At 41.8% G+C, this 20,738-nt stretch carries 21 protein-coding genes; 20 read left to right on the forward strand and 1 reads right to left on the reverse strand.

Annotated features, from left to right (window positions below; all coding sequences use genetic code 11):
* The first annotated feature begins 6 nt into the window (after positions 1-6).
* From flgM to SD70_RS12115, 13 genes are all read left to right on the forward strand, one after another.
* The gene (gene flgM, locus SD70_RS12055; RefSeq protein WP_041047856.1) at positions 7-267 is read left to right on the forward strand and encodes a flagellar biosynthesis anti-sigma factor FlgM; all 261 of its coding nucleotides are present in this window, start codon (positions 7-9) and stop codon (positions 265-267) included.
* Between the two features lie 23 nt (positions 268-290).
* Entirely contained in the window at positions 291-794 is a 504-nt protein-coding gene (locus SD70_RS12060) for a flagellar protein FlgN (protein WP_156157992.1), read from the forward strand.
* Between the two features lie 23 nt (positions 795-817).
* Positions 818-2,401: a flagellar hook-associated protein FlgK gene (flgK, locus tag SD70_RS12065; protein WP_041047815.1), complete on the forward strand. Its 1,584-nt coding sequence runs from the start codon at positions 818-820 to the stop codon at positions 2,399-2,401.
* 30 nt (positions 2,402-2,431) lie between these two features.
* Positions 2,432-3,337, forward strand: coding sequence for a flagellar hook-associated protein FlgL (gene flgL, locus SD70_RS12070; RefSeq protein WP_041047816.1), 906 nt, complete (start codon positions 2,432-2,434; stop codon positions 3,335-3,337).
* Positions 3,338-3,352: 15 nt separating this feature from the next.
* Positions 3,353-3,919 carry a DUF6470 family protein gene (locus SD70_RS12075; protein WP_041047817.1) on the forward strand — a complete coding sequence of 189 codons (567 nt, stop codon included), beginning with the start codon at positions 3,353-3,355 and terminating at the stop codon, positions 3,917-3,919.
* A 54-nt stretch (positions 3,920-3,973) separates the two neighbouring features.
* Positions 3,974-4,396: a flagellar assembly protein FliW gene (gene fliW / locus SD70_RS12080; RefSeq protein ID WP_041047818.1), complete on the forward strand. Its 423-nt coding sequence runs from the start codon at positions 3,974-3,976 to the stop codon at positions 4,394-4,396.
* Positions 4,293-4,577, forward strand: a complete 285-nt coding sequence (locus SD70_RS39770; protein ID WP_331436769.1) for a carbon storage regulator — start codon at positions 4,293-4,295, stop codon at positions 4,575-4,577. The genes fliW and SD70_RS39770 overlap by 104 nt, the downstream gene beginning before the upstream one ends.
* Positions 4,578-4,754: 177 nt before the next feature.
* Complete coding sequence (locus SD70_RS12090; RefSeq protein WP_041047819.1) at positions 4,755-5,564, forward strand: flagellin N-terminal helical domain-containing protein; 810 nt, start codon at positions 4,755-4,757, stop codon at positions 5,562-5,564.
* 63 nt (positions 5,565-5,627) lie between these two features.
* Positions 5,628-6,692, forward strand: a complete 1,065-nt coding sequence (locus SD70_RS12095) for a glycosyltransferase family 2 protein (protein ID WP_041047820.1) — start codon at positions 5,628-5,630, stop codon at positions 6,690-6,692.
* Positions 6,693-6,768: 76 nt separating this feature from the next.
* Positions 6,769-8,295: a flagellar filament capping protein FliD gene (gene fliD / locus SD70_RS12100; protein ID WP_041047821.1), complete on the forward strand. Its 1,527-nt coding sequence runs from the start codon at positions 6,769-6,771 to the stop codon at positions 8,293-8,295.
* A 44-nt stretch (positions 8,296-8,339) separates the two neighbouring features.
* Entirely contained in the window at positions 8,340-8,717 is a 378-nt protein-coding gene (locus tag SD70_RS34775; protein WP_197081014.1) for a flagellar protein FlaG, read from the forward strand.
* A gap of 5 nt (positions 8,718-8,722) precedes the next feature.
* Positions 8,723-9,118 carry a flagellar export chaperone FliS gene (fliS, locus tag SD70_RS12110; RefSeq protein WP_041047822.1) on the forward strand — a complete coding sequence of 132 codons (396 nt, stop codon included), beginning with the start codon at positions 8,723-8,725 and terminating at the stop codon, positions 9,116-9,118.
* Between the two features lie 5 nt (positions 9,119-9,123).
* A complete protein-coding gene (locus SD70_RS12115; RefSeq protein WP_156157994.1) occupies positions 9,124-9,489 on the forward strand; it encodes a flagellar protein FliT in 366 nt (121 codons plus the stop codon).
* A gap of 81 nt (positions 9,490-9,570) precedes the next feature.
* On the opposite strand, the gene SD70_RS33225 is transcribed toward SD70_RS12115, so the two are convergent.
* The gene (locus tag SD70_RS33225) at positions 9,571-11,448 is read right to left on the reverse strand and encodes a glycosyltransferase family 2 protein (RefSeq protein ID WP_052487339.1); all 1,878 of its coding nucleotides are present in this window, start codon (positions 11,446-11,448) and stop codon (positions 9,571-9,573) included.
* A gap of 185 nt (positions 11,449-11,633) precedes the next feature.
* Here SD70_RS33225 and SD70_RS12125 point away from each other — a divergent pair, with 185 nt between their 5' ends.
* The 7 genes from SD70_RS12125 (at position 11,634) to hpf (ending at position 20,637) form a co-directional block, all read left to right on the forward strand.
* Positions 11,634-13,436 carry a sulfotransferase gene (locus tag SD70_RS12125; protein ID WP_041047824.1) on the forward strand — a complete coding sequence of 601 codons (1,803 nt, stop codon included), beginning with the start codon at positions 11,634-11,636 and terminating at the stop codon, positions 13,434-13,436.
* 70 nt (positions 13,437-13,506) lie between these two features.
* Complete coding sequence (locus tag SD70_RS12130; protein ID WP_041047825.1) at positions 13,507-14,850, forward strand: glycosyltransferase family 2 protein; 1,344 nt, start codon at positions 13,507-13,509, stop codon at positions 14,848-14,850.
* Between the two features lie 20 nt (positions 14,851-14,870).
* Positions 14,871-16,487, forward strand: a complete 1,617-nt coding sequence (locus SD70_RS12135) for a glycosyltransferase (protein WP_041047826.1) — start codon at positions 14,871-14,873, stop codon at positions 16,485-16,487.
* A gap of 702 nt (positions 16,488-17,189) precedes the next feature.
* A complete protein-coding gene (locus SD70_RS12140; RefSeq protein ID WP_041047827.1) occupies positions 17,190-17,387 on the forward strand; it encodes a cold shock domain-containing protein in 198 nt (65 codons plus the stop codon).
* Between the two features lie 350 nt (positions 17,388-17,737).
* Positions 17,738-19,084: a DUF6270 domain-containing protein gene (locus SD70_RS12145; protein WP_156157996.1), complete on the forward strand. Its 1,347-nt coding sequence runs from the start codon at positions 17,738-17,740 to the stop codon at positions 19,082-19,084.
* 327 nt (positions 19,085-19,411) lie between these two features.
* Positions 19,412-19,549, forward strand: coding sequence for a transposase (locus SD70_RS40315; protein ID WP_156157997.1), 138 nt, complete (start codon positions 19,412-19,414; stop codon positions 19,547-19,549).
* A 545-nt stretch (positions 19,550-20,094) separates the two neighbouring features.
* Positions 20,095-20,637 carry a ribosome hibernation-promoting factor, HPF/YfiA family gene (hpf, locus tag SD70_RS12150; RefSeq protein ID WP_041047829.1) on the forward strand — a complete coding sequence of 181 codons (543 nt, stop codon included), beginning with the start codon at positions 20,095-20,097 and terminating at the stop codon, positions 20,635-20,637.
* Positions 20,638-20,738 lie beyond the last annotated feature (101 nt).

The raw sequence follows: 20,738 nt of genomic DNA on the forward strand, positions 1-20,738 counted from the left end.
ATCAAGGTGAAGATTAACGAATCGCAAAGAGTCGGATCTCTGGGCATGTATAAACGTTCTGCGGATGCGAAATCCGTAGCCGGTGCCGGGAAAAAGGGAAAGAAAGACGAAGTACAAATTTCCCCGGAAGCGATGGAACTGTTAGGAGCTCAAGGCACGGAGGAGCACCGCAAGCGCATTGAGGATTTGAAGAACTCGGTATCGGCCGGGACGTACCACGTTGAGGCGAAGAAAATCGCCGACAAGCTGCTGCCGTATTTGAAATAAGAACGCGTGAGAAACGGGTGAACGTGGTGACGATAGAACCGTTATTGGAACTTATGGAACGGCTGGCGGCAGTGCATAGCCAGTTAATTGAGCTGGCGAACGAAAAAACACCCGTTCTTGTGCGCAATGACGTCGACAGCTTGAACGCGATTATTCATAGGGAAAACAAGCTGGTCAGGCAGGTTGCCGAATTGGATCGCGAGCGAGTTCAGAGGACAGGGGAATATCTCATTTCCCGCGGCTACAACCCCGACCCGCGCGTCACCGTTTCGGATTTGATCAAAATCATTTTTAAAGCGGACGAAAAGAAAGCCCTCATGAACGTACAGCAAATTCTTCTGGAAAAGCTGATCGAGCTGAAGAGGCTGAACGAAACGAATCAGAAGCTAATCGAGCAATCGCTGGCCTTTATTAATTTTTCCATTGATTTGCTTGTGGACGATCCGAATCAAGACTTGTTTTACAAAGCGCCGGCCTCTTCGTCGCATAACGCTGTAAGGAACGGGTTGTTCGATACTAAGGCATAAGAGCTCGAGAAGGAGTGGCGTAGATGAGTTCTACTTTCCATGGCATTGAGACGGCGCGGCGCAGTTTATTTACGCAACAGGCCGCTTTAAATACGACGGGGCATAACATTGCAAACGCGAATACGCAAGGGTATTCGCGGCAACGAGTAAACATGACGGCCTCGATACCGATGGAAGCTCCGGGGATGATGCGAAGCAACGTCCCTGGCCAACTGGGTACCGGGGTTGAATTCTCGTCGATTACTCGCGTGCGCGAATCGTTCTTGGATGACCAGTTCAGGAACGAAAATAAATCTCTGGGCAATTGGAACATCCAGGCGGATACGCTGGATAAATTGCAGACCATTGTGAACGAACCGAGCGACAGCGGAATACGCACGGTGCTGGACAACTTCTGGAAAGCGTGGTCGGATTTAAGCAAAAATCCGGAAGATGTGACCGGTCGCAAAATATTGCGCGAAAACGCCAACGCTCTCACCGACGCTCTGAACCAGACGAGCAAGCAGCTATCCGATCTGAACAACGATTTAACTACGAATATCGGCGTGAAGGCGGACGAGATCAACTCCACAATTCAAACGATCGCCAGCCTTAACGCGCAAATTTCCAAAATCGAAGGCATGGGCGACAGTGCGAACGATCTGCGCGACCAACGCGACCTGTTGACGGATAACTTGTCCAAAATCGTTAATATTACAGTGACAGAAACAGCCACTGGCTACAGCATCAATATGGGCGGCGTGAACCTGGTGAATGGGGAAACGGCTACTGCTACGAGTGCCACCGCTCTCCAAACGGCCTTCTCCTCGGGAGATTTGAGCAGTGGCGAAGCGTACGGAATGATTTATTCCCGCGATAAATACGTTGTCGATTATCAAAACCAACTGGATACACTCGCAAATACAATCGCTAATGGCGATGTGACCATTACTATTCCCGCGGGATCAGTGATTCCAAACAATACGGTTTTAAATACGGCTAACGGGCCTGTCACTTATAGCGGCAGCGTTGCCCAGCGAACCCTGGCTGCCGATACCGTGGTAACTGTAAAAGGCTTGAACGGCCTGCATAAACTAGGATATTTGTTTACGACACCTCCTACAACCGGCGGCGACTTCTTTACAGCGAAGGCGGGTTCGACGGGGATTACGGCTGGCAGCATTCAACTTAATCCTGCTATACAGAACGATGTATCATTAATCGCAACCTCCATGAGAACGGATGATTCTACTGGCACCGAACTAACGGTCAAGGGCAACAATACGCTTACACTATTGATGGCGCAACTAAAAGATTCCAAATTCGCTTTCCCGAGCGGAGCGTTAAGCAACGGGGTCACCAGCGGGACTATCGACGATTACTTTCAATCGATTGTCGGGCAGATGGGCGTTCAGGCTCAAGAGGCAACACGCCAGATGAATAATCAACAGAACCTGGTTGATCAAGTCGATTCACGCCGACAGTCCGTAAGCGGGGTATCGCTTGACGAAGAAATGTCGAACATGATCATGTTTCAACATGCTTATGGTGCGGCTGCACGTTTCATGACGACGTACGATCAGATATTGGACAAGCTCATTAACGGAACCGGCGTCGTCGGTCGTTAAGATCAAAGTGGGGATTAGGAGGAACTTCCGATGCCGCTTCGCGTTACGAACAGCATGCTCAGTTCGCAATTGCTTAGAAACGTAAATAACAATTTAAATCGCTTGGAGGTAAACCAAGACATTTTGTCAACGGGCAAAAAAATAAACAAACCTGGTGACGATCCGGTTGGTATTACTTATGCGCTCCGATACCGAAGCGAGCTTTCCATGAACGATCAGTATCAGAAGAACATTGACACAGCGAAATCCCTCGTTGATCATACGGATACTGTCCTCGGACAAATTAACGATTTGTTCCAGCGGGCAACCGAACTGACCACGCAAGGTTTGAATGGAACCAATCCGCAATCGGCCCTGAATGCTATCGCTACAGAGTTGGGGCAAATTTACGATCAAGCTGTCGTTCTCGGTAACGATCAGTTGAATGGAAAGTATATATTTAACGGTCAAAAGACGGATCAGAAGCCATATTCCAGTACTAATGCAGCGGCGGATAAAACTGATACAGCACAGATCAGCTATCAATTTGCCGCGGGGGTAACGATACCGACCAATGTAACCGGCGACCAGGTTTTCGGCCCACAGGATACGAACGGTACTACGGACAACCTTTTCACTGTGTTGAAGGGGCTGCAAAACGCATTTGCCAATGGCGACAAGACAAGTGCGGCAGCCTTTTCTGATAAGCTAAAAACCCGAATGGACAAGTTTTTGAATGTACGCGCGGAGGTTGGCGCTCGTTCGAATCGGATCGATTTGATGGATAGTCGTATGAAGGACTTGAATGTGAACTTGACAAGTCTCGACTCGAAAGTTGAGGATGCCGATATCGCAGAAACGATTACTAAACTTAAGGCAGATGAAAACGTGTATCAGGCCTCTCTTTCCGTCGGAGCCAAAGTCATACAGCCAACTCTAATTGACTACTTGAGATAGTGAGAGAGGACTCCTATGAATGACCTTCGTCTCTCCATCCATCAAACCTTTGCTCAGATAGGTATTCAAACGTATAGGGCATCGCAGGAGATGCAATTACCCAAAGGCGATTTGCAAATTCAGCAGCCGAAAGCCCAGATTGATATTCATTCGCCCCCGGGGCAATTGCAAATTGATTCGTCGGAAGCCTGGTCTGCTTTAGGAGTCGGCCCGAACTTGGCATGGAACAGTATGATATACAGCCAATGTCAAAGCGTAGCTCTTCAGGCTATAGCCAAAACTGTAGAAGATGGAAACCGGATGGCTCAAATAACGAATCATGGGGATGCTTTCGCCGATATTGCCAGCGATGTGTTCGAACGGCAAAATCCGATTGAGTACACAGGAAACCCCGCTTACGACAACGTGAAAATCACGTATACACCTCAGAAGCCGGAAATTCACATAGAGGCGCAGCACCCGATCATTCAATACACACCGCAGAAGCCCGATATTCAATATAACCCGGGAAGCGTAGACATTTATTTAAAGCAAAAGCAAGCGATCGATATCTCTGTGACGAAGTACGACATTTATAAATAATAATTGCCAATGCTATAGCGCAAGCTATAGCATTGAATTTTAGGAGGAATATCCGTGTTGGATTTCTTGCATGAGCGAGTGGTTCAATTTGATGGAAGCATACTGGGATTCGAACATTTGAACGAATTTACCTTGCAAATCATGGAGGAGCAAAGTCCGTATGCATATTTGCAAAGCGTTGCCGACCCTAATGTAGGTTTTCTGGTCGCATCGCCCTTCGCTTTTTTTCAAAGCTATTCGTTGGAAATCGAGGAGAAAGACAAGGAATACCTGGAACTAGCATCTGCCGAAGATGCGGCCATCCTGTCGATCATTACCATACACGAGCCGTTTACCGCATCGACCATGAACCTTCTTGCTCCGCTTGTCATTAATGTTCGGAACAATAAAGGAAGACAGATCGTTCCTCCTTATAAGGTCGCCTATACCGCCAAAGAGCCTATGTTCCGAGAAGCTCTTGCGAAGAAGGGAGAGTAATCCTTTGTTGATCCTAACAAGAAAAAAGGGACAATCGATACTTCTTGGCAATAATATCGAAATTTTTATCTCCGCCGTCGATGGAGATCAGGTTAAAATCGGAATCGAGGCCCCTAAAGATATAACGATCCTCCGCAAGGAGTATATGATACGATTCAAAAAAGCAACCAGGAAGCGTTGAAGCCTCATCTGGATCTGGCGGCCATAAAAAAAATGATGAATCCGACTCAGAAATAATCGAAAAAAATATAATTTTGCTATTAAATAAGTACAAAGTACCGCCGATATAATAAATTGTAAGGCGAAAAGCCTACTCCACATGGAAGTGGACAATCAACATTCAGGGAGGAAACGAATCATGATTATCAACCACAATCTTAACGCAATGAACGCCCACCGCAACTTGGCGTACAACAACGCTCAGCAGGGCAAATCCAGCGAGAAGCTGTCCTCCGGTTACCGCATTAACCGCGCAGCTGATGACGCAGCAGGCCTCTCGATCTCCGAGAAAATGCGCGCTCAAATCAGATCGCTGAACCAAGCAAACCGCAACACGCAAGACGGTGTATCCCTCGCTCAAACGGCCGAGGGCGCAATGAATGAAGTATCCGACATGCTGACACGCATGAAGGAACTGGCAACGCAAGCAGCCAACGGTACATACAACTCGACCGACATCACTGCTATTAACACTGAGTACCAAAAGCTTGCGAGCTCCATTAAGACCGACATCGCCACTAACACCAAGTTTAACGGCATTGCCCTGTTGAACGGAACGAACAACACCGTTACGATTCAAACCGGCGACAACAGCTCCGATACGGTAGCGATTGATCTGTCGAATGCTAACCTGACTACTCTTAGCTTCGGTACGATCACAAACAATTCAACGGCTCGTACCGAGTTGTCTGCAGTTGACACTGCAATCGAGAAAGTGAACAAAGGCCGTTCCGACCTCGGTGCTGTTCAAAACCAGCTGGAGCACAGATCCAACAACACCCAAGCTACGACTGAAAACCTGCAAGCTGCCGAGTCCCGTATCCGTGATACCGACATGGCTGAAGAAATGATGACTTACACGAAGTTCAACATTCTTCAACAAGCTGCTACTTCGATGCTGGCACAAGCTAACCAAGCGCCTCAAGGCGTACTGCAGCTCCTGCGTTAATCATCGACCTTTGGGAAAAGGCCCATTCATTGGATGGGCCTTTTTCTTTTCAATGGAGGCTTTATGACAACATTTAGCGTATGCCTAATTGTACGTAACGAGGAAACGAATATTCGCCGCGTGTTGGCAAGCGTTCCGAAGCACGTCGAGATTGTGGTCGGCGATACCGGTTCCCAAGACAATACTAAAAAAATTGCATCTGCTATGGGAGCCAAAGTGGTGGATGTGGAATGGAACGGGAGCTTTGCTGATGCAAGAAATGGTACCGCAGCTTATGCAACAGGGGATTATATTTTATTTCTGGATGCTGATGAGGAACTCGATAGCGGAGCGCTAACGGCTATGCGAAAGTTCGCCAAACACCATCCCGATCAGGCGGGAGCGATTACGATACGGAACCTGATTGAAGATGAGATCCATATCCATTCGATGGCGCGCTTTTATCCCAATAATGGGAAGTATCGTTACGCAGGTGTCGTGCACGAGATGATTTACTACGGGGATACTCCCGCTTTGAGTGCCAAGACTGGCATCATTGTTACTCATTACGGATATCAACAGGAAGAATACGAAAGAAAAGGCAAAGCCAAGAGATACTTCGAGCTTTATGAGCAACATTTGCGTCAACATCCCGATGACGGATACATGCTGTACCAATTGGGCAAACTGCATTTCTCGTTAAAACAATACGAAGAAGCCGTTCTCGCGTTAAATCGATGTATCGCATTGCACGAAGAACAGCAGCTATATTTTCCAGTAATGGCCGTTATGCTTGGATACGCCCTTAAATACATAGGTAGAAGCGCGGAGGCGGAAACGCGTTTAACGCCATACATTGCCCGCTACCCCACGTTTCCGGATCTTCCATTCTTGTTGGGATTACTGGCTATGGACTCTGGGAAACTTCCTGACATTGAAAACTACTTCCGGATGGCTCTTGCCATTGGAGATAACGATAATTACGCGTCGGTAGTAGGCACTGGTTCCTTTAAGGCTGCCTACAACCTGGGCGTGTTTTACGAAATTACAGGGCAATTAGAGCCGGCTCGAAAATATTATCAGTTGGCAAGCCGATACGGTTATTCGCCTGCCAAGCAACGTTTGCAAATAATCAAGCAAAGACTCTAAAAGAAATGCCTCATTTCGTCGATAATAGTAATAACGAATAATTTTGTCAAACGCTTGATTGAGCGGAGGGATTAACATGGTGAACCGAATAAGCGGTTTAGGATCCGGAATGGATATCGACGGAATGGTAAGCAAGCTGATGATGGCGGAGCGAGCTCCTCAAGATAAACTCAAGCAAAAAGAGCAGCTTTTGGAGTGGAAGCAAGATGCGTACCGCTCCATCAACAGTCTCGCGGCATCGTTCAGAGACTCGGCCTTTTCTCTTAGATTCTCGGCTAACTGGCAGAAAACGACGGCGACGACGTCGGACTCAACCAAAATAACGGTTTCCTCCGATTCGACTGCTCAGCCTGCGTCGCATCAGTTAACCGTGACTAGTCTGGCAACAAACGGGTTTAATGTGAGCGGTAATGCAATTTTTGGAGGCAATGGCAAGCTGGACCCGACGGCTAGCATAAGCAGTCAGGCTAGCGCTCTCGGTTTTACTTTAGATTCATCTAATCAATTTGTCATTAATGGCAAGACAATCAGTTTCTCTCCTAGCGACAGCTTGAATTCCATTATGGATCAGGTCAACAAATCCGGTGCAGGAGTAACGATGACGTACGACTCCTACTCCGACAAGGTCGTCATTTCTACAAATACAACTGGATCGAGCGCAGTAATTGATTTTACGGGAACGACCTTTTCGGGAACAGGCACTAGCGGGAACGTTCTGGAAATGTTGAAATTGGACACGAACTCAGCAACCCAACCGCATAAAGGCACTGATGCGCAATTTACTCTTGATGGGCTTAGTACGTCCAGGCCCAGCAACCAGTTCACGATTAACGGGGTAACTTACAACTTGCTTGACAAGACGCTGTCCGGACAAACGGTCACAGTCAATATTTCGTCCGACACCGCCAGCATAAAAAAATCGATTCAAGATTTCGTTGACAAATATAATACGCTCATTTCTACAATTTCAAGCAAACTTTCCGAACAGAAATTCCGTGATTATCAGCCGTTGACCGATGATCAGAAAGCTGCAATGAAGGATTCGGATATTACGTCATGGACCCAGAAAGCGCAAAGCGGGCTCCTCAACGGCGATGACTTGCTGCAAAAAGGTTATAACGATTTCAGGGCTGTCGCTTATACTCAAGTTACCAATGTAAGCGGGTCCTATAGTTTATTATCGCAAATCGGCATCACGACAAACCCGTACAATTCAAATGATCCTACCTCAGCTGGCAAGCTTTCGATCGATAATACAAAATTGGATGCAGCACTTGCCGCTGATCCGCAAGGCGTTATCGATTTGTTCACCAACGTGGGAACTACGGGCAGTTCCGACCGCGGTGTTGCGCAACAATTTTATGAAGCTGCGGATAACTTGGTCAAATCGCTTACAAGCCGCGCCGGAATTACCGGTACTGTCTATAACAGCAGCACAACGGAACTCGGTCTTCAAGTAGATTCATTAAGCAAACAGATTGATGAATGGACCGATAAATTAAGCAAAAAAGAGGATTATTATTATCAAATCTTCTCTGCCATGGATACAGCGGTTGCCAATGGAAACCAGCAAATCTCTTGGTTGCAAAGTCAGATGAAATAAACTGCTATAATCACCCCTTAAGGGTTGCTAGGAGGATGGAGGTAATGGATGGAATTGCATTGTCAAACACAAATACTTCGTCATTGGGGCAGAGCGTAGGTGTTTCCAAGGCTAGTACAGGCCGGAACGATGCAGACTTGGAATCTGGTTCCGTATATATTAACGCCTTGCGAAAAAATCGGCACGAGCTTTCTTATAGTGAAGAACAGATAGTGAAAGCCGTAGAAAAAGCAAACAGGGAGATTGTCGGGCCGCCGAAAAAGGTAGAATATTCCGTTCACAAGCCGACAGGAGATATTGTTATTAAAGTGATCAATTCGGATACGAACGAAGTGCTGAAAGAGCTTCCGCCCGAAAAATTGTTGGATATTGTAGACCACATCATGCAAACGTCCGGCATTATTATAGATGAAAAGAGGTAAGCGTTATGAACGTGAACACACATGACATTTACTTAAGAACACAAGTAAATACGGCATCTCCAGGGGAATTGACGCTTATGCTTTTTAATGGAGCAATAAAATTCATGAAGCAGGCGAACGAAAGCATCCAAAAGAAGAATTACGAAGCCAAGCATGAGAATATTATTAGAGCCACGGATATATTTGACGAGCTTCTCATAACATTAAATTATAAATATGATATTTCCAAAAATCTATCCGCCCTTTACATTTTTATTAAAGATAAGCTCCATGAAGCAAACATGAAATTGAATCTGGAATCTTTGCAAGTCGCTATTCGATTAACAACAGAATTGCGGGACACGTGGGCCGAGGCCGTCAAAATCGTTAAATCGGGCGCGGCTTCTACAGCAATGAAATGAGCACCATGGAGGATGCTCAATTTCCTTTCTTATTCAGTCGAATGCTTGAAGTAACCAAAGCTATCGCGAACTGGCTGGAGGAAACCAGTTTGGACGAAGACACAGCCGTTCTGGAGTCGCTCCAATCCGAGCAAGCTCAGCTTCGACAGCGTATCCAAGCGTTGGCACAACCCGCAGTGCATGCGCCGAATATTTTGCATGTTATCCAAGACTGCCTTCAATTGGAGGAGCAGATTCAAACCAGACTGCAACAGCGCAAAGCATGGTTGGGGAAACAAATTACAAGTATTCATGATGGAAATAAGATAAAAGATGCTTATCTGGTGAAATATACTCAAACTGAAGGGTTCTTTGTAGATAGGCAGAAATAAAGAAGAAGGCTTGCATTTTCGCCAAGCCTTCTTCTTTTTTTTATGGGAGCAGTAAGCTTGACAGCAGGTGCTGGCCGCTGGTTAAAGGGCCGATATAAAAGGAAGATTTCTGCATTGCGGATATATGGTATACAGGTTTTCCTTTATTTTTGCTTTGATTGGCGAACTGCTACAATTCGTACAGTAAAGCACGTACAACGATATTTTTGTCGGATTTCCCTCAATCGCCTTCTCTAAAAAGGAAAGACCGGTTTCTGTTTCGTTCAGACGCAAGTAGAGCTTGGCCATATTTTCATAACCTTGCGGATGAAGCGAACCCTGTTCTAATAGCATGGAATAAAGGTCGACGGCTACCTCCAACTGAGCTTGTTCGTATAGAAAATCCGCATAATGTTGATATAACGTTGTCGATTGCCGGCTTTCAATAAAATTGTATGCTTCTTCGTTTAAACCAAGCTGACTCAGAAATTGAATGATGTCCAGGCAAATGGTGATTGAATTTTCGGTACTATCCTGAAGAAGGTTGGCAGAATGATACTTGGTGCCTTTCCAAAGGCATCCGGCCAAGAAACATAACTTAACATAAAGCTTATTGTTCGATAGTTCGGAGCTAGAAATTTGATTGTAATGAACATCGAATAAAGAACGGTCTTTTTGCAAAAGAGCGTAATGCAACCAATCAGGCGAATCCAGCAAATGCTCGTAAGGTTGAATAACCTTTAAGATGCGGCTGGCTAGTTCGGCATGCCCCACCATTAATGATAAACGGAATAGTAATAAAGCATTAGACACCGAGTCTGAGAACGGGAGAAGCTTATCCATGAGTGAATAGATCGAGTCTGCCGTTTCCGTATAGTATAACAGTTCCATCAGTTTCTTGAGCGAAAAATAGTCCGTCGTATTCGCCTGAATTGTTTTCGTCAAAAAGTAGACTGCTTGGACGGGGTCGTTACTCTCAAGAGCAATATCGCTGAGAAATTTAGCAGGAAGGTAATTAGCGAAATCTTGTCGGATTATTTCGTTGGCAGAGAAGTTTTCAACGCGTGATTGGTATAAGTTTAAACATACTTTGAATTGCTCGGCAGCCAAATCGTTGCAACCGAAAGCATAATAAACCTGTCCAAGAAGAAAGCGAAAATCAATGTGTTTAGGCCATAACTTCATCGATATTTGAATGTTTTCGTAAGCTTCTTGAAATTGTTCTTGCTTCAAATATGCTGTTATGAGATTAACGTAACAAAAGGGGGTCCAGGGTTGGGGTGAACTAGATTTCTGCAATGCCCTTACATAGTTGTAAATGGCTTTCTTATTATCGCCAAGGGAAAAATATTCATTGCCTAAGGTGAAAAAGTCATAGGGCTCTTGAGAAGAATGGCGCTTGAAAATCTCCATATTTCTTTCGGATTTGCTCTTCGCTGCGACGACGCTGGAGATATACCCAGTATGAATAATGACGAATGAAGACGAGAGGGACGTTAAGCTGACTACTTCTGTTCGAAGCTGTTCATGTATGGGTCGTTCGTATTTGATGCCAAAATGGTTTGTAAATATCCGTAAACCAGTCGACTCCACAAAACTGGTAATGCTTTGCGGCGTTTCTCCTTGTCCGTTCAATATTTTGACAATGACCCCAGTTGGCCCCTTTATTTCGTGCTGTTTCAAAAACATCCTAATCATCTCGCCTTGCCCAGGTTGCAAATATTCATCGGCATCCATCACAAGAATCCATTGAGCTGTAGCTCTGCCGATGGCTTCGTTTCTTGCAGCTGAGAAGTTATTATTCCAGACGAAATCATATACGTGATTAGTATATCGGTAGGCAATCTCCTTGGTTCGGTCTGTAGAGCCGGTATCGACGATAACGATCTCGTCTGCTATACCTTGCACGCTGTCTAAGCAATGGGCTAAGGTATTTTCTTCGTTCTTAACGATCATGCAAAGGGAAAGTAATTTATCCATGAAATCCTCCAATTAGTAGTGCCTAAGTAATATATCGACAATCGCTCAGCTCTTTGTTAAATATTGAGTATCATGAAATTATCGAGATTTGTCGATATAGAAAATATAATGCAAATGTACTGCATACAGGTATTTTCTATTTTTTAGATTCGAATATAAACTGATTGTAAGGGGGAACAGCTATTTTGGCGCCTAATTATGAAATGGAATCTATATATAAAAATTTATTTGAGATGGATAAAGGTCTAAACTTGTCAGAGAATGCAGGAATTGTCGTTAAATACTTAAAGAGCCACGACAATATATTTTTTGATCTCTTGAAATTAATTTCTGAGAGAATTATAAACAAAGAATTAATATGTAATTTGTTAGCTGTTGAAGCGTTTAATAGGCAAGAATATGATTATGTTATTCCATTTTTAAAAGTAGTATTAGATATAAATGACTCTCATAGAGATACGTTATTTAATCTTTGCTTGATTTTATCACAATTCGGTGAGTTTGAATTGGCGAGAAAATACGCATATCGTATTTTAAACAAAGATAGTGAATTTTTTGAATTATTAAATCGGATCAATCGCTCGCAACAATTTGCTAATCAAAGTGAATCAAAGAAATATCCCGAATTAATCGCAACTAGTGACGTTGATAAGGTATTAGGAGAAGACATTCTGTCCACTTCCAGTTCAATGGTCGTAAGCGTTTTAGGCATGCATCGCAGCGGCACTTCACTTTTAGCTAGATGTCTGTTTGAGTTGGGAGTTTATTTGGGAGAAGAACACAATTTAATACCAGCTAACGAGGATAATCCGGACGGGTTTTGGGAACATAAGTGGATCGTTGATTTACATGATAAGATTTTAAGTGAATTTGGGTTGGAATGGCACTCTAGGGAAATACTTCCTGAAAATTGGTGGACATTCTCTAAAATCGACGAATATAAGGAAAAACTCCGATCCGTTGTAATGGAACAATTTTCGAAAAGGACAATTTGGGGTTGGAAAGACCCTCGGACCTCTTTAATGATACCCATATGGAACGAACTCCTGGAAAAAATGTCCGCAAGACAAAAATATATTATTTGCATCAGAAACCCTCTAGAAGTTGCAGATTCTTTGAAAAAACGAAACGAGTTTCCATTAGAAATCTCCTTAACTTTGTGGGAATATCAAACCCTTTCTGCATTATTTTGGACATCTGGGAAGGATCGCATTATCGTTCATTACGATAAATTATTAAATTCACCTATGCAAGAATTGGAGAGAATTACCGACTTCCTTGAACTGGATAGGAGTTTACTGAATAAGGTACAGTTGAACCAATTGATTAAACCGCAGCTGCGACATAGTTCCAAATGTTTATCTGATCTAACGACGCTTGGTTGCAATGGAATATATGAAATATATAAAGCGTGTATAGAAAATGAGAAGAATGAAAATCAAGATAAGTTCAATCAATTTGTCTATTCGAGCTACAGAAATTACTGTTTTTATTCGAGGGGGCTTTCTAAAGCGACTCCGAACTCCGGAGTGAAGATGCAGATTTTTTGGAAAACAAAATCCGAAGGGTTTAGCGAAGAAAGTTCGCTTAAGATTTCTACATTTACTGATAATAGATTCCATATCTATAGAATTAATTTACCAAATTGTGTATACGGCCCAATTCGTATCGATCCTACCGATCATGCCTCGGAAATAGAAGTTAGGAGCATAAAATTATTTGATGGAGAGGAGCTACTTTCTTCTTCAAATATACTAAATAACTTTGCGTATCTCTCTATTATGAATGGACTTATTCCAATAGAAAAAACAAGTGACTCCTTAGTGTTTATTTCGCCAAGTACAGATCCCCATTTCTTATACGATGTAATAGTTGCAGACAAGAACGCACTCATACTTGAAATAGAGATGCGAGTCAGTCCACACATTCAAATGAAATACTATAATAGTTTATTAAATCAAGTCCAGCCGCTAAATAAATATGTATAGACATGCAAAATATAAATCTATCAGGATATCCGAAGATCTGTAAAAGGACAAGTCTTTATGAGGTGAATATATGAAAACAAGCATTATTATTTTAACTCATAACAAATTAGAATTCACAAAATTGTGTATAGAAAGCATACGCCGATATACAGAACCGGATCAATATGAGCTTATAGTTGTCGACAATAACTCAACTGACGAGACTGTTGAATACTTAAAGCAACAAGAGGATATTATTGCAATTTTTAATAAAGAAAATGTTGGTTTTCCGGCAGGGTGCAATCAGGGAATAGAAATATCCACAGGAGATAATATACTGCTTCTTAATAACGATACTATTGTCACATCCAATTGGTTAGATAATATGATAGCTTGTTTATACAGCCGCGAAGATATTGGCGCGGTTGGTCCAGTAACCAATTCGTGTTCAAACAATCAGGCTATCCCAGTAAAATATAATTCAAAAAAAGAAATGCAACTTTTTGCGGAATTATTCAATAAAAGTAATTCAGATTTATGGGAAGAGCGTCTAAAGCTAATTGGTTATTGTATGCTTATAAAAAGAAGTGTTGTTGAAAAAATCGGATATTTGGATACTATTTTTTCGAGAGGGAACTATGAAGATGATGATTATTCCATTAGAATAATTGAAGCCGGATACAGACTTTTCCTATGCAAAGATACATTTATACATCATTATGGAAGTGTATCTTTTAAAGAAGTTCCTAAGGAGTATACAGAGCTGATGGCCAAGAATCGTAGATTGTTCATGGAAAAATGGGGGTTTGATATAGCCAAAAGTTCAATTTATCATCAAGAGTTTGCGAAAATGTTAGAGGTGGCTGACCACGAGAATAAAAATATTCTGGAGATTGATTGCGAATGTGGGGCCACTTTGCTTGATATAAGAAACCAATTGAAAAGCAATCGATTATATGGTTTAGAGTCTAATCCATACTGCGCTAATATTGCCAAAAAACTATTGTTTGCTGATGTGAAAGTAGGAAGTGTCGAGCAAAAAGATATTGATTACCCTAAGCGTTTCTTTGACTACATTTTACTATCCGATTCCTTCGCCAAATGTTTTGAACCAATACTTGCGTTAGCAAGACTAAAAGAATATTTAAGTGAGGAAGGTAAAATAGTCGCCAGCTTTACAAACCATAATCATTTTGAAATTATGAAAAAAATTTTAAATGGAAGGGCACGAAGACAAGACCTGCTCACTTTTTCCATAGATGAAATTCAAACCATGTTTTTTGCAGCAGGCTTTAAGACGGTTGAAATCACAGGTTTGCCATTGATGGCTAAGACAGAATATGACAAAGACTTTGTTCAAATATTGAAACACGTTTCAGGTAATAACAAAGATGATATTTACCAATATTACAAATTGCTTGTACTAGCAAGTTAGAGAAGGGAGCCAACGTGACAATGGCTGTAAGCAGTTTATTAGAAAATAGTGGCGAACCCGGCTTTCAAGAATTGTCTTTTGAAAACGAATTAATTAATACTTTTTCCAAACATGATAATCTCCCGCTCGTTAGTATCATTATTAGAACTTGCAATAGGTTAGAGTTACTAAGACGATGTTTACATAGCATAAATATGCAAATATACCCAAATATAGAGGTGGTTGTTGTTAATGATGGAGGAGATGATGTCAACGCCCTTCTAAAAGATACGTTAAGACACCCTTATATTTACATCAGTCATTCTAAAAATTTTGGCCGCGGGGCGGCGCTTAATAGCGGTCTTAGAGTATGTAGGGGAGAGTATGTGAACTTCTTGGATGATGATGATATGTTCATGCGGGTTCACATCGCTGTACTAATGAAAACAATTATGGACAAAAATGTCGATGTTGTATATGGCGATGCTATTCAAAGAATAGAAAAAGAAGTTAACGGGAAATGGCAAATAATAAGTCAGGAGTTACTTTATTCTCAAAAACATAATTTTCAGTTGTTGTTGAGGACTAATTATCTACCTATTCAGACTGTAATGTTTAAACGAGACCTTTTGTTTGATATTGGTCTTGTAAGAGAAGATCTTTCGGCACTTGAAGATTGGGAGTTTTGGATAAGACTTGCCGCCAAAACGGATTTTCATCATGTGAAATTGATAACGTCAGAATTTTCTCAGAGAATATATGGTGATAATATAACGCAGAATAATTCCGCCGATTTTGCAACAAACAGGATCCTTGTGCAGAATATTCATCAAAATGAAGTGGATTTAACCTGGATTGGACAAGAGTGGAAACCTCTTGTGTTCCCACAAAATGAAATACTTAGGATAGGTTTGTTTACAGACTCCTTGCAGGAAGCTGAATACTATTTATCAAAACTAGAGCCACTCTACCAAATTAGCAGTAGGGTTGGGTTTTATATTTTTTACACCGAAGAGTATGCGGATAGTTTCATAATTTTAGAGAAGCAAACAAGTCAAAATTCAAAAATTCACTTCAAAAAAATTGCTCAATTGGATGTAAATTCTTCGTTGTTGTATCAATTTCATTTCATTTTGAAAAGCAGATTTATCAATGTTTTCGAAATAATATTGAGAGATTTAGATATAAAGGCGTTACCTTGGGAAGAGTTTAAGCTTCGTCTAATGGCAGACCCGATTTATTTTGTTTTTGCCAGCATGCTCCCTACGCCATCCTTATCTATGTCTTTTCTAGATGACACCAAATCAGAAGAAAAGATTACATTATTTCTGGAGTATGTAAATCGTTTTTTTTCATTGGGCAATTACGAAGAATGCGAGCGTTTGCTAAAAGAATGTCTCGAAGTGTCTCCGAGAGACCACAGACTTTGGCATAACTGTCTCATCTTATATGTCCACACCGGCAAAGTTGAATTAGCGGGAGATTGTTTTAAATATTTAAATGAATCCGATAAAGATATTCAATATCTTAAAGCCTTGTGGTTGATGCAAAAAAACGACCTTAACCAAGCGATTCATATACTGGAGAATCTGCATATAATGTTTCCAGAAGATGAAGCAGTTTTGCAAAGTATCAATTATATGAAGGCTTTAACTTAACATCTTGAAATTACTGAAGGAAAACCCCAAAAAGTTTCTTGTTTGGCCTATCAAAATGTTTTAGATCTACTCAAGGGCTTGGCTGACCTGAACAAAACTAGCACCAATTTCATCTTTGATTAAGGTTATCGCTCCCTAGAATATGGTGTTTATAATTAGGACGAGATTCTTATTTAGTTCGTTGTATACATTGCCGGATTGTACAGCATGTATTGTCATTCGGGAGATAAGGGAGCTTATTTCTGAGAAAGAAATCTCCAATGACTTCCCTTATCTCCCTTTTCAATTGCTTTATAATAATCTCCTCATGATGGTTCCATCCTCTTAGAAAAAGGTCAATAAACACGAAGACATTAGTTAACAAATCGTAGAACTAATTTGGCCACTACATCTCGCCTCTTCGCTTGCCAAATTTTAGAAGCAGATCTTAAAATAATTATTGGAAACAAGAACCTGATGGCCTGTGGACAATGTGCATAACTCTGTGTATAACTCTGTTAATAAACCGTAAATCCCTAATGAAAACAAGCTTTCGCCACATATCGACATTGTTGACGTTATGTGAATACCCTAATATTCAAAAAATTTCGCGCATTGGCCTTGAAAGCCTTATCATTTTCGTTGACACGCCCTTAAGCGGGGTGATATAGTCAAGAAAGTAGGTAGGGCTACATTTATTTGATAACGAAGGGAATGTGTTACATGCAAGGTAAAGTGAAATGGTTCAACGCTGAGAAAGGCTACGGATTCATTGAGCGCGAAGACGGTGGCGACGTATTCGTACACTTCTCCGCAATCCAAGCAGACGGCTTCAAAACTTTAGAAGAAGGCCAAGCGGTCGAGTTCGACATCGTCGAAGGTGCTCGCGGCCCACAAGCTGCCAACGTGATCAAGTTATAATCATCCGGCCGCACGCGGCCCTTTATAGATGATTTACCTTACATCTGGCTTTCGAAGCATCCCGATGCTGTTTCGGGGTGCTTTTTTTATGCCAGAGGGAGATGCGCCGAAAAACATTATTCTGTTTTGTTATTGAGAACTTGGTCAATATTATGGCTTAAAAAATGAATTTCTTGTGGTGAGCATGAGAACCCAACATCCGCTCATCATCCGTCCCTGTCGCATAGACTTGCAGCGATCAAGTACCACACAGGATCGCTATTTCATTTTTACCACGAACAACATCCAAAGCTACTACTTCCAGCTTCTCGGTTGTGAGAAACTCATTAATAAAGTATGATGAGGCATAGTTGAGTTCCAAAAAAAGTATAGCAACAAATGGAGGATTTATGACTTTAGTTGACATCCATGGTTCGTGTTTGAGTCGTAATATTTTCAATTTTAATAAAAATACTAATATAACTGTCAATCAATATTTTAGTAGGAATAACATTGTTTCTAGTATGATGCCTCCAGCGGACATTTCTACAAGTAGAGAAGAATTGCTTTTCTTTGATAGTGAATATTCTCATCGTTGTTTACGATATGCTATTGAAAAGAAAGCTGTGCCATTACTTAAAGCTTCCATTGCGGAATTTCTTGTAGTGGATTTCTTTGACTTTTGCCAGCCGGTTGCAGCATACAAAAATACTACTTTCTCTACATACGATTATTCGTTTTTTAATACGGCGGCTTATAAAAACGAACCTGAAAAATTTAAAGAGGTTAATTTTTTTGAATTACCAAATTGGTTGTGGTATGGATATGTTGATTTATATTGGCAACTAATGATAGAGAAGTTTGGTGATAGAATAGTTTTAGTTAGACTGAACTGTTGTAATAAGTACATAAGCAAAGATGGGATAGTTAAGCCAACTCCATCTAACCTCCTAAAATATGGAACACCCAAATATAACAAACAGTTACACGAATTAGAGGAGTACATTATTGATAAATACAACCCTTATGTAATAGACGTTTCTAAATACTTTATTGCAGATGAAAATTATAATCCGGACGTATCACCGGTTCATTTTGAAGAGAATTATGGATTAAGCTCATGGCAATTAATGCAGACTATTATTTTAAATAAACCAAAACAGAAATATTATGATACCCTTACACCACGAGTGGTTGCAGATTTATTGAATAGACCAATTGACGATCAAAATTATAAAATTATTTGGAGTGAGTCGGAACATTTTTTTGTTGCATGTGATTTGCTTGATGACATAAGTTCACAAAGTGAGCATTTAGGTATAATAAAAAATAGAAAATGGCTAGCGTCCCTTTATAGCAAGGCAGATAACATTTTTTCAAAGCCATATCTCGAAATAACTGAAAAGCTATCGCTGATAAACCAATTTATTGACGATCTTAAACACCCAGAAACAGAAAATGACTTTACAAGAGAATACGTTCAAAAACTCAAAGAGAAACAATATTATTTGAATCAGCCTGTAGAGCAATTGTTGGAGAACTTTCTTAATGCTTTAGATACGGGCGATTTAAAGTGGGTACAAATGCTCAATTGCATAGGCATATTGCTGCCAGCAAATGAAGACGTTATTTATTATCAATTGGAATATAATAAGGCAATCGGTGAAAAAAATATGGTTACCAAGTTAAAGCAACGGCTAGGATTGATGGAGAGTTAATTGAAGATTAAAAGATAGGTTGGATTGTGAGGATAACGGGAGTAATACGATTCAGGAAAGATCAAAAAAAGCAATTCAAAGAAAATAGATAAAAACGGTATTAAAGGAGCCGTTTGCCGACACGGTGCAGTCCATTCTAGAGGTGAAGCTTGCGACGAAGTTAGGCTACTCTCAGCCTCACAAGCTGCTAATGCTGGAAAATAGCTTTCGCACATTGACCGCCTGAACGAGCTGATCACGGAGTGATAATGTATGGCACTTTTTGTGGAGGACCTATAAGTGGGTAAACGAACTGCCGAACAAATCCTTGGCGGTAATCGGTACTGAATGACACAGTTTCAAATGCCTAGACATCTATGTTCGTGTGCAGGAATGATCCCGGGCCACGATGAAAGCAGGGGAAAGAAGAGTTCGGTCGAAACATGCAAGGAAAACAAAAAACTACGAAACGCCCTAGTTGAATAAGTACGATCGGCCGACCGCAAGAAGGAATTCCTACTTTGGCAGTGGTATCATCACAAAGCAGCAAGATGGGGAAAGAATGGAGTCGCGGGGGCTGTAGGACATACTATTTTAACTATAAACGCGAAAACAAGTGTATGGGGAACTTGGATTTGATACTTCGAGCCAACGAAAATGCGATATCTTGAAAAAAAGTCCGCTCACGAGATTGGAATCCGTTGATCTCAACAGTTGTCTTCAAGAATAAACCGCTTAAATGATCGAGCCAATTTAAAAGAACCATTACTGAGGACTTAGGCTACTATAGCCTTGAAACAGCGTAGAGGAGCGACGGTCTAAAGTGCTAAGAGTTAAATCTTGTGCTTTTACTGCGCCCATCTTGAGCTGATTCCTGCTTCGGTAAAAGCGCTTCATCCCAAAGGACGGAGCAAGCCATTCATCCATGTGTCTTCGCGGGGCCGTAAGTATCGCGGTTTATAAAGATTTTGTAAAAACGCCTTCCCAATTATGGTATACTGGAGGTGTAAGCTGAAAGGAGGAGTAACAGGATGAAGATTAGCATTCGCGGTCAACACATGGAAGTGACGGAGGCACTTCGCAGCTATGTGGAGAAGAAGCTAAGTCGACTGGAACGTTATTTTGAAACTCCCCCCACTTCAGAAGGCTATGTGACACTCAGCGTGGTCAAAGGCATGCAAACCGTCGAGGTGACGATTCCGCTGCCGGGCATGTTGCTCCGTGCCGAAGAAAGAAACAACGACATGTATGCATCCATTGACTTGGTTGTGGACAAGCTGGAGCGGCAAATTCGCAAAAACAAAACGAAGGTCAACCGCCGCTTGCGGCAGGAAGCCGGGATGCGCGATTTGTTCCGCGTGGATCCATCCAGGTTTCAGGACGAGGAAGAAGATCTGGAGGTCGTCCGTACGAAGCAATTTACGCTTAAACCTATGGATGTCGAAGAAGCGATTTTGCAGATGAACATGATAGGGCACAACTTTTTCGTGTTCGCCAATTTGGATACCGAGCAAATCAATGTGGTTTATAAACGAAACGACGGGAAGTACGGCTTGATCGAGCCGGCTATGTAACCTGAAGACGATAACGAATACGAACGCAAGCAGGCCGAGGAGGCCTGCTTGTTTGTTTTCGCATGTTTTGGGGAGCCGCTTCCCATAATTGAAAAATCGTG

This window comes from Gordoniibacillus kamchatkensis (assembly GCF_000829455.1).
GTDB classification, from domain to species: Bacteria; Bacillota; Bacilli; order Paenibacillales; family NBRC-103111; genus Gordoniibacillus; species Gordoniibacillus kamchatkensis.